The organism is Streptosporangium sp. NPDC000563 (assembly GCF_040299985.1).
Taxonomy (GTDB): domain Bacteria; phylum Actinomycetota; class Actinomycetes; order Streptosporangiales; family Streptosporangiaceae; genus Streptosporangium.
In genome coordinates, this window is sequence record NZ_JBEPDA010000006.1 from 90,752 (window position 1) to 105,364 (window position 14,613).

Here is a 14,613-nt window from a genome sequence, read left to right on the forward strand (position 1 = left end):
GTCCTTGCCTTCTTTGGTGCGGCGTTGTAGATGGTCGCGGGTGCGTGGGTCGGTGGCCGTCCGGCTGTGGACGGCCGCGGGCTCTGTCCACAGAACTCCGTTCGGGGCGGGAACGGCGGCACGGTTCCGGCGAGGCTTCCCGGCATGACATCAGACCACCCGGCCTCGTCCGAGTTCTCAGCGTCCTCCTTCCCCCGGTTCCCGGCCTCGTCGAACGAGTCCTCGGCCTCGTTCGAAGCGCCCTCTTCCTCGTCTGCGCTCTCGGCCGAGTCCTCCCTGTCCTCCCTGTCCTCCTTTCCCCAGTCCCCACCATCCCCGCTCGCCTCGGCGCCCCGGCTCCTGCTCGGTTCCACCGAAGACGTGCTGGGGGCCGTTCCCTACCTGCTGGGGTTCCACCCCACCGACAGCCTGGTCGTCATCGGACTCATGGGCAGTCCGCCCAGGATCAGGCTGCACCTCACCGTCCGCTGGGATCTGCCCCTGGGCTCCGGCGGTCTCGGCCAGATCGTCCCGCTCTTCGGAAAGGAGGGCGTCGCCCAGGTCATCCTGGTGGGCTACGGTCCCGGCCCGCTGGTGACCCCGGCCGTCGACGAGGCCGTGGCGCTGTTCCGCCGGAGCGATCTCGTCGTCGTCGACGCGCTCCGGGTGGAAGGCGGTCGCTACTGGTCGTACGAGTGCGCGCGGACCGACTGCTGCCCGGCCGACGGCGTGCCGTACGAGCGGCGGGCCGACGCGGTCGCGGCCGAGGCGGTCCTGCACGGGCTGGTCGCCCTGCCGGACAGGCAGACCCTGGAGCGCTCGCTCGACCCGGTCACCGGGCCCGCGCGGCAGGCGATGAGCGAGGCGACGGACCGTCTCACGGCGGAGCTTCGCGACAGGCTCGCCAGATGCCGCGACGCCGACGGGTTCGCGGCGGAGTTCGTCGCGGACGGCATGGCCAGGGTTCGCGAGGCGATCGTCACCTACGCCTCGGGAGGGCGGCTCGGCGAGGAGCAGGCGGCCAGGCTGGGGATCGACCTGGCGGTGATCAGGATCCGTGACGAGGCATGGGCGCTGGTCGGTGAGGAGAGTCACGAGGCGCACCTCAGGCTCTGGCACGACCTCACCCGGAGGCTCGAGCCACGGTTCGTGCCTCCGGCGGCCTCGTTGCTCGGCCTGGTCGCCTGGCAGCGGGGAGACTCCGCGCTGGCGGGCATCGCCCTCACCCGGGCGCACGAGGCCAACCCCGGTTACTCGATGGCCCACCTGCTCGCGCACGCGATCCACCATCTTGTCCCACCGCACGCGCTCAACGGCCGGATGCCCAGCCCCGAGGAGCTCGACCGGGAGATGGGCACTCCCCGGATGGCCTGGCTGCTTCCGATGGCCGCGCTACTGGAGAAACCCGGCGGCCCCGCATCCGAGGGGGCCGCTACGGGGGCGCGTCACTGATGCTTCAGCTCACCGGTCTGGGGGACCCAGGGAACACTCGGCCGTCCCCCCACGAGACGCTGAAGCACACCGACCCCCGCTCCCGCCGCTCCCACGAAAGTGACCAGGAGATGGACGGCGCCGAAGTAGAGGCCGAAGAGGAGACCTCGGCGGGCGAACACCCGCCGGTAGGTGCTGCCGTCGAGGACCACGGCGGCGGCGACGAGGAGCGGCGACACGAGGGCGCCGACGGGACCGACCAGCAGTGGCAGCGAGATCGCCGGTACGGCGGCGACCAGCAGGACACCGCCGAACGCGCGCGGTACGGAGTCACCGGGCGTCTCGCCCCGGGTCCATTCCCGGGCGCTCACCCGTGCGCGCCGGAACACCTTCTTCAGGATCACCCGCAGCGTGGAGTCGTGGTCGGCCCGGCCGCGGACGGCGTCGGTGATGCGCACCCCGTAGTTCTTCCGCATCAGCCGGGAGCGGTAGTCCGCGGACACCGTGTCGCTCAGATGGGGGTTGAAGGGGCCGATCTCCTTGAACACCTCGGTCGGCACGGCGAGCACGGCGGCGTGCAGCTCAAGGGTCGGGCGGTCGGTCGGCATCCACCAGTGATACATCTGCAGCGCGCGATACTGCGCGGCGAGGCTGCTGGCCGCGAGCGGCTCGGGGTGGAGGATGCCGCCCAGGGCACCAAGCCCGGGCTCGGATCCGAGGATGTCCACCGCGTTCTCGACGCTGTCCGGGTCGAGTGCTATGTCGCCGTCCTGGAAGAGCAGGATCTCGCCGTGGGCGTGCTCCGCGCCGAGGTTGCGCGCGGTCGACGCCCCGCTGTTGACCTCGGTGCGCAGCACGGTGACGCCCATCGACCTGGCCACCTCCGCCGCGTCCTCGGTGCCGCAGTCGTCCACCACGATGACCTCGATGGGCGAGTAGGTCTGCTCCTTTATCGCACGTAGGCACAGGCGTAGCACGTGGGATCGGTTGAAGCTGGGGATGATGACCGAGACTAGCGGGCGTTCTCGATTCATGGGTCGCTCCATTGGCTGAAGGCCGCTCTTTCCGAACCGCGGGGTGTTGGCCGATGATCAGGGCGGGCTGCCCCGGTGGGTTCTCGGTCGACCGGCCGTGGCTCGTCGCCAGGCATCGGACCACCCTGTTTCCGGCTGTTTCCGGCTGCTTCCGGCTTGCTTCCGTTCCACGCTAGCCGCGACGGCTTGTCTCATTCTTGTCGTCCGGTTCGCCGCGTCGTACGGTTCTCTTTCCGCGCGGCCTGTGCGGCGGCCCGCGTGGTCCGCGTCGAGGTTGATTCTGCGGGCGCGGACGACAAGGAAGCGACAAGAACCGGTCAGTACGTTGAGGTACCGCTGGAAGTGATCGCGGATCTTCAATGGCTGTCGCCGGCCTGACCTACGTGCCGAGGTGGTGTGCTGATGGGCGACCGGGACATCTTGACCGAGGATCAGCCCACGGAGGTCCCCCCGGAGAAGCCGGCCGGCCGGTGGGCTCGCCTCGGTCGGTTCATCCGGCCGCGGCGACGCTGGTGCCTGGGCACCCGGCTGGTGGTGACCGCCACCACGGGGTGGCTGCTGTTCGTGGTCGTGCATCTGCTGGTGAGCGGCCGCACCTCGCTGTGGGCCCCGCTCGACCTGATGCCGCCGTTCATGTTCGTGGCGGTGCCGGTTCTGGTGCTGGTGGTGGCGCCGCTGGCGCGCCCGGTCCGCTGGCGGGTCATCTCGGTGCTGGTGTTCACCCTGGTGCTCGGCGCGGGACGGAGCGGGATCAACGTGGCGACCCTCTGGTACACCCCACCGCCCGCACCGCCCGGGGCGATCACCGTGGTCACCTGGAACACCGAGTTCTGGGACCAGGATTGGCGCACCTCCGACGGAAACCGCTATTCCCCCGACTTCTACGACTACCTGCGCGAGATGGACGCGGACGTCTACCTGCTCTCGGAGTATCTGTACGTCGACACCTCGGCGGGGGACATGATGACGTCGAAGTGGACCGCCGACATGGCACTCCGCATCGACAAACTGCCGGAGCTGCGGCGCGAGTTCCCCGGATACCAGGTCGCGACGTCCGGGGAGCTGATCACGCTCTCCCGGCTCCCCATCGTCGGGGAGCGCGGGCTCGACATCACGCGGTGGCTGCCCGACGACCAGAAGGCGGTGCCGGAGGTGATGCGGGACTGGCCGACCTCCTACACGGTCGAGACGCTGCGCACCGACATCCAGGTGAACGGCACGGTCGTCTCCTTCTACAACACGCAGATCAACCAGCCTCCGATTGAGTGGCGGCTGTACGACGGCGAGGCCCGTGACTCCAACCAGTACGCCCACAGCCGGCGGGAGGCGAGCTATCGGGCGCTTCGCGCGGACATCGAGGCCAACGACCATCCGGTGATGCTCGGCGGCGATCTGAACACCACCCCGGCGATGGGGATGCTCCGGCTGCTGCCGGAGAAGCTGGTCGATCACACCCGGGCGCTGCCGTCCCTCTACCCGGTCACCTACCTCGCGGGAGTCGGCGAACTCTGGCGGATCGACTGGGTGCTCACCACGCCGGACCTCCTCGTGCACCGCTACGAGATGCCCGGATCGGCCGGACTGTCCGACCACCGCCCTCAACAAACGGTTCTATCGGTTGGCCACTGAGCCGCAGAAGGAGTTCAGATGACGGAACCGGCGACGGCGCGGCCCGAGGACGTCGCGGTCATCGTGCCGAACTACAACAAGAAGAAGACCCTCCGAGCCTGCCTGGAGGCGGTCTACGCGCAGACCCACCCCCCGGCCGAGGTGATCGTGGTCGACGATCGCAGCACGGACGGCTCGTTGGAGATCGCGCGGGAGTTCCCGTGCACGATCATCGAACTGCCGAGCAACCGGGGGCCTTCGGCGGCGCGCAACGCCGGGGTGGACGCCAGCGGCTCGCCCCTGCTCTTCTTCGTGGACTCCGACACGGCGCTGGCTCCGGACGCCGTACAGAACGCGGTGCGCGCCTATCGGGACACGCCCGACTGCGGCATGGTCCAGGGGATCTACGACAAGGAGCCGCTCTTCGACGACGGCCCGGTGGAGCGCTACCGCGTCTTCTCCGAGCACTTCGACCGCCAGCGGGCGGTGTCCACGTTCCTGTCCAACTCGCTGATCCCGCGCACGGTCTTCCGCGAGGCGGGCGGGCTGGACGAGCGGTTGCGCGACGGTGAGGACTTCGAGTTCGGCAACCGGGTGCCGTCCAAGTACCGGCTGGTGGTGACCGCGACCGTGGTCACCAGGGCGGACGATGTCGACCGGTTCTGGGAGTGCATGTGGGAGCGGTTCGTCAGGGCCAGCACCCTGCCGGTGATCATGTTGAGGGCGCGGCGGCTGTACGACGACGACACGATCGGATTCCGGCTGGACATGATCGGGCCGGAACCGCGCACCCGCCGCCTGCCGCCACGGATCTCCTCCGTCTCGGCGGCGCTGAGCCTGTTCACGCTGCCGTTCGTCCTCCTCGCGCCGTGGCTGCTCCTGGTGCTCGCGCTGCTGCTGGCGGCGTTCGTGACGGTGAACCGTGACTTCCTCCGATACTCCTACCGCTACCGGGGCGCGGGCTTCGCGCTGCTCATGGCCTCGATGCAGTTCTGCTATCACACGGCGTTCTTCCTCGGAGCCGGCGCGGGGCTGCCACGGCTCGTCTTCGAGCTGCTCCGCCGCCAGGGGCACCCGGCCAAGACCGGCCTGACCACGGTCTCCTCGGCCGGTGCGCCCGAGTGAGCGTGATCCGGTCGTGGCGCCCGTCGTGGCGTCCGCCTCGCGCACTCGTGCGCGCCCTGATGGCGGCGTTCGCCCTGGTCCTGGTGGGCGCGGTGGCGACGGCACTGGCCGGGCAGGACTGGAGCGTGGTCTCGGTCATGCTCGCCGGGAGCGACGGCGGGCGGATCGGCCTCCTGCTCGCCGGTGCGTTGCTGATCAGCATGGTCGGGCTGGGATTCGGCTATCTGGCGTGGCGGGCGGTGCTGTTCGAGCTCGGCCCGCCGGTGAGCGAACCACGGGTGGCGCGCGTCTTCTTCGTGACGTTCCTCAGCAAGTACGTGCCGGGGAAGGTGCCGGGCCTGATCGCCGCGACCAAGGTGGCCACGGCCAACGGCGTCGGTTTCGGGCGGTTGATGAGCACGGCGGCGCTGAGCATGAGCCTCGTCCTGCTGACCGGGCTCACGATCGGGCTGCTCGCGGGCGTGCACATGCTCGGCACCCAGGTGGTATGGCTGGTGGCGGCGGCGACGGTGCTGGTCGTGGTCGTGCTGGTACGACCGCAACTGGTCAACCACGGCGCGCACCTGCTGCTGCGGTTGCTGCGCCGGCCGGACCCGACCAGGTCGGCGTCGGCACGTGGGATACGGCTGGCCGTCGTCTCGCAGGCGGTGTCGTGGACGGTCACCGGCCTGCACCTGTGGCTGCTCGCGGTCGCGATGGGGGCCGACCCCGTGCGGTCCCTGGGACTGTGCGTGGGCGCGTTCACCCTGGCCACGACGGTCGGAATGCTGACGGTCGTGCTGCCCGACGGGATCGGTGTCCGCGAGGCGGTGCTGACCGCCGCCCTGACGGTGGTGCTGCCCGCGCCGGCCGCCGCGGTGGTGGCGGTGGCGAGCCGGCTGGTCTCCACGGTCGGCGAGGTGGCCTTGGGAGCGGCGGCGCTGGCGGTGGCCGAGGTCGCCATCAGGCGCGCTCCGGCCGCTCCGGCGGAACCGGAACCGGAGCGGGTGACAGAGCAGGCGACGGAGCCGGCGACGGAGGCCGGAGCGGCAGCGGCACCGGCGGGAGACAAGTAGCCATGTCAAGCATCGGAAGACACGAATGCGCGCGAGCGTCCGCCGGGCGGGTCCCCTCCCGGCCGACGGACGCCCGCCGACCCGAAGGGGGCATCGACCATGGATGAGCAGCGACCGCTGGTCTCGGTCATCGTGCCGAACTACAACTACGCCCGCACACTGGACCTGTGCCTGAGCGCGCTGGAACGGCAGGACTATCCGCACATCGAAGTGATCGTCGTCGACGACCGCAGCACCGACGACTCGGTGGAGACGGCCCGCCGGCACGGGGTGCGGGTGGTGGTCACCGACACCAACATCGGGGCGCCGGCGGCGCGCAACCTCGGCGTCCTGCACGCACGCGGGGAGGTGCTGTTCTTCCTCGACTCGGATGTGGCGCTCACCCCGGACACGGTCGGGAACGCGGTGGCGCTGCTCACCTCCGATCCCACGCTGGGGGTGGTGTGCGGCACGTACGAGCCCGAGCCGTTGATCCCCGACAGCCGCGTGGAGCGGTACCGCAGCCTTCAACTGCACTACTGGATCTCCGGTGACGCGGGCGACATCACCACGATCTATTCGGCGATCTTCGCGATGTGGACAAGGGTCTTCCACGAGGTGGGTCCGCTCAACCCGGCGTTGCGCCACAGTGAGAACGCCGACTACGGCCACCGGATCACCCAGCGCTACCGCATCGTGCTGGACACCACGATCAGGGGCGCGCACGACCACGACGACCGGCTGAGCGTGGTGCTGTCGAAGTTCTTCCACCGCGCGCGTCTGCACATCCCGCTGTACCTTCGCCGACCGGACTTCAACGGCGGCCCGACCAACAGCAGCCGCGGCTGGGGTTCGCTCGCCGCCCTGTTCGCGGTGGTCACCGTGGTGCTGCCGGTGCTGTTCGGCCCGCTCTGGGCGCTTGTGCCGATCGTGCTGCTGATCGGCTCCATCGCGTCCGACCTGGGGATGTACCGTTTCGTCTGGCGCTACGCCGGTGCGGCGTTCACCGTTTACTTCACCGCGATCCACTTCCTGGTGAACGTCACCGTCGCGGTGGCGGTGTTCGTCGGCGTCGCGCAGTGCCTGCTGTCCAGCCGGTTCCGGCGCACCTACGACATGCCGAACCCGTCCGCGCCGGCGATGGGGGCGTGAGCGATGACCCGCCCGCTGGTATCGGTGGTGGTGCCCAACTACAACTACGCGGCCTCACTGGAGCTCTGCCTGCGCGCCATGAGGGAGCAGACCTACCGGCCCATCGAGCTGATCATGGTGGACGACGGCAGCACCGACGACTCCGTCGCGGTCGCGGAACGGCTCGGTGTCCGGGTCGTCCACACCGGGCGCAACATGGGGGTGGCCGGCGCGCGTAACATCGGCGCCGCCCGCACCCGTGGCGAGATCCTGGTGTTCGTCGACTCCGACGTGGCCGCCTATCCCGATGCCGTCGAGGTGGCGGTGGGCATGCTCGCGGAGAATCCGCGGCTCGGGGCGGTGTGCAGCATCCACGACCCGGAGCCGCTGATCCGCGACAGCCTCGTCGAGGAGTATCGGGCGCTGCAGTACTACTACTGGACGGCGAGCTCCGAGGGGCCCATCTCGTTTCTCTTCCCGGCGCTGGTCGCGATGCGCCGCAGTGTGTTCGACGAGGTCGGGCCGTTCAACACCCGGTTGCGCGAGACCGAGGAGGTCGATTACGGCCACCGTCTCACCCAGCGGTACGACATGGTGCTCACCACGGCGATGCGGTCCCGGCACGACCACGACGACCGGCTGTTCACGTTGCTGCGCAAGCTGTTCCGGCGGGGGCGCGCCCGGGTGCCGCTGTACGCGCGGCGCAAGCGCTTCGCCCGCGGGTTCGAGACCTCGAACCGGGCCGGTGGAAGTCTCGCCGCCCTGGCGGCGGTGGTCACACTGCCGGCGGTGGCGCTCGGTCCGGCCGGTGCCGTGTTGCCGGTCCTCGCCCTCGCCGTGTCGATCCTGGCGGACCTCGGCATGTACCGGTTCGTGCTGCGGCGGCGCGGCCCGCTGTTCCTGCTCTACTACGGTACGGTGCATTTCGTGGTGAACGTGACCATCGCCGCCGGGGTGGTGGCCGGAGTCGCGCAGTGGTTCTGCTCCGCCAGGTTCCGCCGGCTCTACGATTCCGAGCTGCTCGTGCGGCCATCGGCGACCGGGGAGGCGACGACATGACGGCTCGCCCGTTCCCGCCCATGACGTTCATGACATCCGCGACGTCCTCGCCGTTCATGGTGTCCGCGCCGCTCACGACGCCTGTGGTGCTCGCGACGCCCATGACGACCGCGACGAGCGCGCCACGCGCACGTTCCGGACCCGGTCACCGTCGATGACCGATACGCGGGTCGTGACAGCGACCGCCGGGTCCCGGCCCGCGTGGCGGTCGCGCTGGAGGACCTGGCCGCTGTTGTCCGCGCCGGTCGCCTGGCTGGTGTTCGTGGTGCTCCATCGCGTGCTGTCCGGCCGGGTGTGGTGGTGGCAGGTTCCCGAGCTCGTGCCGCCGCTCGCCTTCGCGGTCGTCCCGGTCCTGCTGCTCGCGGTGGCCCTGCCGGCGCGCCGGGCACGGGGATGGATCGCGGCGGTGACGCTCGCCTCCCTGGTGCTCGGCGGAGGCGGGAGCGGGCTCAACCTCGCGGCCCTGTGGCACCGGCCCCCACCCGCGCCGCCGGACGCGATCACGGTGTTCTCCTGGAACACGTTCTATTGGGACCAGCGGCCGGAGAACGGGGCGGCGATGCCGCCGCCCACCGGCACTCCGCCACGTGACATCGCCGACTTCTACCGGTATCTGCACGACCAGAAGGCGGACGTGTATCTCCTACAGGAGTACGTCTACTTCGGCCAGGACTCGAAGGCGATTCGGGTGGACGACCTGGACAGGCTGCGCCGGGAGTTCCCCGGCTATCACATCGCCGCGGCGAGCGAACTGGTCACGGTCTCCCGGTTCCCGATCGTCCTGCGGTCGGGGATCGACCTGCGCCCGTGGCTGTCGGAGGAACGCGACAAGGCCATACCTCCCGACCCGGGTCTGCCGGATTTCTCCACGGTGAAGACGCTGCGCACGGACGTACGCGTCGGCGGGGACGGCGGAAAGACCGTCTCGCTCTACAACACGCACATCAACTCGCCCGTTCACGCGTTCCCCCGGGGCCCGGATCCCCGCCGCCTCAACCGGACCCAGCACGAGCGGCGGCAGGCCAACCTCCGCGCGCTCGCGGCCGACGTCGAGCGGAATCCGCACCCGATCCTGCTGGCCGGGGACTTCAACGCCTCACCGGCGATGGGCATCCTGCGCCTGCTGCCGGACCGGCTCGTCGACGCCACCCCGGTGCTCGGATCGCTCTACCCCACCTCCTGGGACGACCGCCGGCCGCTGTGGCGGATCGACTGGGCGTTCACCACACCGGACGTCACCGTGCACCGGTACGAGCTGATGCGGTCGAACGGTCTTTCCGACCACAGCGGGCAGCGCCTGGTCGTCTCGACGAGCGGTTGACCCGGGAGGAATCGCCAGGAAACGGGGATTCTCAGAAGAACCGGGGAAGAACGGTCAGGGCCTCCGGGACAGCACCCGGTCGGGCAGGTGGGCCGTGGGACGGGTCCAGCTCAGCGATTCGGCGCGCGGTGGCTTCCCGAGGGGCGCCCAGCCGAAACCGCCGTGGTCGGCACCGGCCAGGACCACCTCCCCGGCCGCCCAGACCGGCTGATCGTGATCGCCTCGCAGGATCTCCTGGTGCAACGCGCGCAGCTCAGGCCCCGGCTCGATGCCCAGGTGGTCGGCCAGATACCCGCGCAGGAGCGCGTACTGGGCCACCGCCTCCGCGGTGCGTCCCAGGGCGCACAGTGCGCGCATCAGCATGCTCGCGAGCGGTTCCACGAGCGGGTAGCGGGGAACGAGGGGGGTGAGCTCGGTCACGACCGTGTCAGGTCGTCCCAGCCGCAGGTGCGCGTGCGCCCAGGTGACGACGGCGCCGACGAACTGCTGCTCGATGCTGTAACGCATCCGGGAGGCCCAGTCTCCCGAGATGCCGGTCAGCGGCGAGCCGCGCCACAGCTCCATCGCCTCGGCGAGCAGTGCGACCCGGACGGAGTCGTCGTGCGCATGGGTCTGCGCCTGCTTCGCGAGCCGGTGGAACCGGTGGGCGTCCACCCGCTCCGGGTCGGCCTCCAGCACGTAGCCGCCGCCGCGGCGCTCGATGGAGACCGCGGATCCCGTCAGTGCCTGCCGCAGGCGTGCGATGTGGGCGTACAGCGAATCCGTCGCCCGGTCCGGCGGGAGATTCCAGACCCGGTCGATCAACGTCGGAAGTGACACGGGATGATTGACGTCGACCGCGAGGGCGGCCAGCACCGCACGTCGTTGCGGTGGTCCCAGGGGAACACGCCGGCCGTCGACGGTCACCTCGACCGGACCCAGTATGCGGACTTCCATTCTTTCCTTCCGTGTCGCTTTCACCGCGCCGCTTTCACGACGCCGCTTTCACAACGTCGTTCTCACAACGGGACGAGATGGTGGGCGAGCAGGAGCGTCACACCCAGGGTGGCGGCCCACAGCACCGAGTTGGCGACCATGACCCGGTCCCGAAGCAGGATCCGGACCGGGTCGCCACCGTCGTCGTCTATCAGCTGGATCTGCAGGTAGCGAAAGAGGGCGAAGAGCGCGAAGGGGGTGGACAGCAGCATCGCCGTCTGGCCGTACTGCGGGCCGAACGGGCCTTCGTCGCGCAGGTAGATGAGGCCGGACAGCAGGGCGAGCACCGAGGCGATCTGCAACAGCCAGTTGGTCAGCTCCATCGAGTAGCCGCGGAGTGCCGGGCGGTGCGCGGCGCCGCTCTTCAGTTCCTGACGCCGCTTGCCGATGAGGAGCAGCAGGGAGATCGAGAACACCGTGACCAGTAACCAGGCGGCGGCCCGCCCTCCGGTCACCTCGTATCCCTGGATGACCCGGAGGACGAAACAGACGGCTATCGTGCCCACGTCGACCAGCGGTACGTGTTTGAGAAAGCCGCTGTACGCGATGTTGATCACGAGGTAGGCGAGGATCGGCCAGTAAGGGCCCGGGGTGAGCCCGACGATGGCGCCGAGCAGCCCGAGCAGGATGGCGCAGTAGACGTACGCGAGCCTGATCCCCACGCGGCCGGCCGCGACCGGACGGTGACGCTTGACGGGGTGGTGCGCGTCACGGTGCCGGTCGGCGATGTCGTTGCCGACGTAGACGGCGGCGGAGGCGAGGATGAACGCGACCGTGGCCAGGACGATCTCACCCAACGCGGTGAGGCTCCACAGGGAGGTGTCGACGAGCGCGATCGGCACGAGGAGGATCGCCTTGGCCGCGTGCGACGGCCGTATCAGCCTGAAGAGGTCCGTGACCAGGTGTGGACGGGCCTTCGCTGCCTCTTCCGGTGCCACCTCCCGGGGCTGTGGGAGCTCTGGGATGTCTGCCGATTCGACGACGTACATGCTTTCCCCGTCACTTCAGAAGAACACTTTCGCCAGGGACAGCGCGCCCTGCCGCCACGCGTCGCGGCTGGTCTGGCCGGCGCCCCGAGGCGAGCCGGCGCCGCGATTCTCCCGCCACCAGGCGTATGTGCGGAGAATCGCGTCCCGGTTGGACAGCCGGGGGCGGAAACCGAGCCGCTCCCCGGCCTTGTCGATGCTGACGTAGGAGTCGGCGAGCAGTTTGTGCACCAGCCGTCCGTACACCGGTGACAGCCGGGTCCTTTCCAGTAGCCGGAGCCCGGTCAGGGCCGGCCGGACGGGCAGCGACACGACGCGTTTTCCGTGACCGGCCGTGTCGAGTACCGCCTGGAAGTCCTCTCGCAGCGTGCCGAACTCCGCCGCCGCGAGATTGTAGGTGTCGTTCGCGATGTCGGCCGGCACCGTCAGGACGTCGGCCACGGCATCCACCAGGTCCTCTATGGCGAGCATCTGGATGCGTACGTCCCCGCGGCCGAGGACCGGGAAGTTCCGGCCCTCCTCGGCCCATTCGAAGAGCATCGCGAACAGGCCCATCCGGCCGGGACCGAGGAAGGTCTTGGGGCGCAGGATCGGCACGCACATTCCGCCGGCCCGGTACTTGTCGGCGAGTTCCTCCGCCTCGGTCTTGGCCCTGGTGTAGGGGTCGACGGGCTCGCGCGGATGCTCCTCGGGGGTGGGCACCAGTTTCGGGAGCCCGTACACGGCGGTGGAGGAGATGTGGACCGTTCTTTCCACCCCGGCCCGGCGCGCGGCCTCCAGCACGCTGTGGGTGCCGCCGACGATCAGGCTGTGGATCTGCTCCGCCGGATAGCTCGGCAGCGCGCCGGCGCAGTGCACGACCGCGTCCGCTCCGGACATCGCCTCGGTCATCAGCGAGACGTCCCGTACGTCGCCGACCCGGTGGCCGTATCCGGGGTCCGGTTCCGAGGGCGGGCGCAGGTCCACGCCGATCACCTCGTGGCCCGCGAGTACGAGCCGCCGGACCAGGTTGCCGCCGAGCATTCCGGCGCTGCCGGTCACTACGACCCGATAGGCCACCGTGACCCCACCTTCTCTCGTACGAACCTGGCGAGCAGTCGAGGCAGGCCCTTGGCCAGGGTCTTGTCGAGGCTCTCCAGGAAGTACTCGAGGTCGTCGGGCTCGATGGCGAGGGTCGGCGCGACGACGAGCGGGTTCTCGACGTTCGGGCTGTAGTACGACACGATGTCGTGCTCGCGGTAGAGTTCCGCGATCACCGAGAGGGTGATCAGCTTGGTGCGGAAGTTCGGATCGCCGGAGAAGCCCGGTGCCAGCTTGCCGGCGAGGTCGAGCACCTTGGGGCCGCCGGTCAGGAACACCCCCCACAGCGCCCCGGTACCGGTCACCTGGCCGACCACCTCCGGATAGCGCTTCTGGATGTTCTCCAGTCCGGGGCCCAGGACGCGCTCGATCTGCCTGGCCCGCGCGGGATAGTCCTCCTCGACGATCACGTTGATCGCCTCGATCGCGGTGGCGGTCTCCTCGCCGAACCCGTAGTAGGTGGTGCTGTGCAGGATGACGTCGGAGAGCCGGTCGTAGGCCTTGCGGAAGATGGGCTCTCGGGCGGTGTACCCGGCGATCGACGCCTTCCCGCCGCCGAGCGATTTCGAGTAGGCGAGGATGTCCGGCAGCAGGCCCGGATATCGCATGAAGTAGAAGAGGCTGCCGGTCTTACCCCATCCGGTGTACACCTCGTCGAAGATGAGGATGATGTCGTGCTCGTCGCAGAGCCGTCGCAGCCCGTGCAGGTCGGCCTCGGACCAGGAACGCATGCTCGAAGCGCTGAAGGGCTCGACCATGATCGCGTAGACGTCGCATTTCCCGTCGGGGGTGCGCGCGGCGTCGACCGCCGCCCGTACGGACGCGAGGTCGCCGTAGGGGTGGATGACGATGCCGGGAAGCCCGGGGAACCGGAACGAGTTCTCCGAGGATCCGGTCAGACTCCCCGCGCCGAGGGTCTTGCCGTGGAAGCTGATGTCGGACCGCAGGATGGTGTTACGCCGCCCGCCGTGATACTTGTACGCCATCTTGATGGCGCCCTCGTTCGCCTCGGCGCCCGAGTTCGGAAAGTAGGAGATGTTCAGGTCGCCCGGCAGCAGCGTGGCCACGTTGTGGCTCAGGGCGGCCACGTAGGGCGAGAAGAACGCCTTGTGGACCTCCATGCGCCCCCGCTCGGCGAACCGGCGGCGGGCGGCCAGGATGCGCGGGTGGTTGTGGCCGTGGTTGAGTACGCCGACCCCTCCGGTGACGTCGAGGATCCGGCGGCCGTCACGGGTCCAGATCCAGGCGCCCTCGGCGCGTTCGGCGAGTTCGCGGCCGAAGCCGAAGGAGGTCATGAGGTTGACCTGGCTGCGGCTGACGTACTTCCCGTAGAGGTTCTGGACCTGCTTCACGGTAAGGTTTTCACACTCATCGATGCCGATTAACTCCGACACGTCCGCCCTTTCCTGGCGTTTTTCTGAAACTTTCAGCTTCTGGCGTCACGGATGAGTTCGGTTCGAGGATGGCGATCGTCGCGAGGCGGGTGTCCGTCGAGTGCCCGCGGTGGTGCCACCGCTGTCATCGATCAACCCCCGGAGCTTCCTGTGCAAGATGCCGGCCTTCTCTCTAGAGATGTGAGAAGACGAGAGAGATGTCGCTAATGGTGATGAATGTTGCTATACCTCGCACCACACAAGTTTGTGTAGGTCGACGCGTCGCTCGATGAGACATGGGTGCGAAAAAGCGGTGCGGCACGTGATCCCGGGGATTCGCCTTTCGAATCCCCTGCCTCATTACGCAGATGTGGCGATGATTTCGGACACGCCGAATCCGATATTTACGGTGAGAGGGATTGGGAATGATTTAACGCGCGTTGAATCCGCGCCCCCCGCGGACGCATGGAGAATGGT

General features: G+C 69.2%; 12 protein-coding genes. 7 read left to right on the forward strand and 5 right to left on the reverse strand.

Annotated features, from left to right (window positions below; translation table 11 throughout):
- Window positions 1–144: 144 nt before the first annotated feature.
- Window positions 145–1,431 (forward strand): DUF4192 domain-containing protein, encoded by a 1,287-nt coding sequence (locus ABT352_RS17550; protein ID WP_350945880.1) that lies wholly within the window; start codon window positions 145–147, stop codon window positions 1,429–1,431.
- Here the strand turns inward: ABT352_RS17550 and ABT352_RS17555 are convergent.
- Entirely contained in the window at window positions 1,425–2,444 is a 1,020-nt protein-coding gene (locus tag ABT352_RS17555) for a glycosyltransferase family 2 protein (RefSeq protein ID WP_350945881.1), read from the reverse strand. The two genes, ABT352_RS17550 and ABT352_RS17555, sit on opposite strands and share 7 nt — an antisense overlap.
- Window positions 2,445–2,846: 402 nt before the next feature.
- Between ABT352_RS17555 and ABT352_RS17560 the strand changes: the two genes are divergently transcribed.
- The 6 genes from ABT352_RS17560 (at window position 2,847) to ABT352_RS17585 (ending at window position 9,722) form a co-directional block, all read left to right on the forward strand.
- On the forward strand, window positions 2,847–4,073 hold the full coding sequence (locus ABT352_RS17560; RefSeq protein ID WP_350945882.1) for an endonuclease/exonuclease/phosphatase family protein: 1,227 nt from the start codon (window positions 2,847–2,849) through the stop codon (window positions 4,071–4,073).
- Between the two features lie 18 nt (window positions 4,074–4,091).
- Complete coding sequence (locus tag ABT352_RS17565) at window positions 4,092–5,177, forward strand: glycosyltransferase family 2 protein (RefSeq protein WP_350945883.1); 1,086 nt, start codon at window positions 4,092–4,094, stop codon at window positions 5,175–5,177.
- Window positions 5,174–6,232, forward strand: a complete 1,059-nt coding sequence (locus tag ABT352_RS17570) for a lysylphosphatidylglycerol synthase domain-containing protein (RefSeq protein WP_350945884.1) — start codon at window positions 5,174–5,176, stop codon at window positions 6,230–6,232. Before ABT352_RS17565 ends, ABT352_RS17570 begins: the two co-directional genes overlap by 4 nt.
- Window positions 6,233–6,331: 99 nt before the next feature.
- The gene (locus ABT352_RS17575) at window positions 6,332–7,363 is read left to right on the forward strand and encodes a glycosyltransferase (protein WP_350945885.1); all 1,032 of its coding nucleotides are present in this window, start codon (window positions 6,332–6,334) and stop codon (window positions 7,361–7,363) included.
- A 3-nt stretch (window positions 7,364–7,366) separates the two neighbouring features.
- Window positions 7,367–8,401: a glycosyltransferase family 2 protein gene (locus ABT352_RS17580; RefSeq protein WP_350945886.1), complete on the forward strand. Its 1,035-nt coding sequence runs from the start codon at window positions 7,367–7,369 to the stop codon at window positions 8,399–8,401.
- A 172-nt stretch (window positions 8,402–8,573) separates the two neighbouring features.
- Window positions 8,574–9,722 (forward strand): endonuclease/exonuclease/phosphatase family protein, encoded by a 1,149-nt coding sequence (locus ABT352_RS17585; RefSeq protein WP_350945887.1) that lies wholly within the window; start codon window positions 8,574–8,576, stop codon window positions 9,720–9,722.
- A 54-nt stretch (window positions 9,723–9,776) separates the two neighbouring features.
- On the opposite strand, the gene ABT352_RS17590 is transcribed toward ABT352_RS17585, so the two are convergent.
- The 4 genes from ABT352_RS17590 to ABT352_RS17605 form a co-directional block, all read right to left on the reverse strand.
- On the reverse strand, window positions 9,777–10,658 hold the full coding sequence (locus ABT352_RS17590) for an AfsR/SARP family transcriptional regulator (protein ID WP_350945888.1): 882 nt from the start codon (window positions 10,656–10,658) through the stop codon (window positions 9,777–9,779).
- A gap of 62 nt (window positions 10,659–10,720) precedes the next feature.
- Window positions 10,721–11,635: a UbiA prenyltransferase family protein gene (locus ABT352_RS17595; RefSeq protein ID WP_350945889.1), complete on the reverse strand. Its 915-nt coding sequence runs from the start codon at window positions 11,633–11,635 to the stop codon at window positions 10,721–10,723.
- A 66-nt stretch (window positions 11,636–11,701) separates the two neighbouring features.
- Window positions 11,702–12,742: an NAD-dependent epimerase/dehydratase family protein gene (locus ABT352_RS17600; RefSeq protein WP_350945890.1), complete on the reverse strand. Its 1,041-nt coding sequence runs from the start codon at window positions 12,740–12,742 to the stop codon at window positions 11,702–11,704.
- The gene (locus ABT352_RS17605; protein ID WP_350945891.1) at window positions 12,724–14,115 is read right to left on the reverse strand and encodes an aspartate aminotransferase family protein; all 1,392 of its coding nucleotides are present in this window, start codon (window positions 14,113–14,115) and stop codon (window positions 12,724–12,726) included. The genes ABT352_RS17600 and ABT352_RS17605 overlap by 19 nt, the downstream gene beginning before the upstream one ends.
- Between the last annotated feature and the right edge of the window lie 498 nt (window positions 14,116–14,613).

Coding starts and splice junctions, on each gene's coding strand:
- ABT352_RS17580 (WP_350945886.1), top strand. CDS start 7,367: ATGACCCGCCCGCTGGTATCGGTGGTGGTGCCCAACTACAACTACGCG.
- ABT352_RS17560 (WP_350945882.1), top strand. CDS start 2,847: ATGGGCGACCGGGACATCTTGACCGAGGATCAGCCCACGGAGGTCCCC.
- ABT352_RS17590 (WP_350945888.1), bottom strand. CDS start 10,658: ATGGAAGTCCGCATACTGGGTCCGGTCGAGGTGACCGTCGACGGCCGG.
- ABT352_RS17550 (WP_350945880.1), top strand. CDS start 145: ATGACATCAGACCACCCGGCCTCGTCCGAGTTCTCAGCGTCCTCCTTC.
- ABT352_RS17575 (WP_350945885.1), top strand. CDS start 6,332: ATGGATGAGCAGCGACCGCTGGTCTCGGTCATCGTGCCGAACTACAAC.
- ABT352_RS17555 (WP_350945881.1), bottom strand. CDS start 2,444: ATGAATCGAGAACGCCCGCTAGTCTCGGTCATCATCCCCAGCTTCAAC.
- ABT352_RS17565 (WP_350945883.1), top strand. CDS start 4,092: ATGACGGAACCGGCGACGGCGCGGCCCGAGGACGTCGCGGTCATCGTG.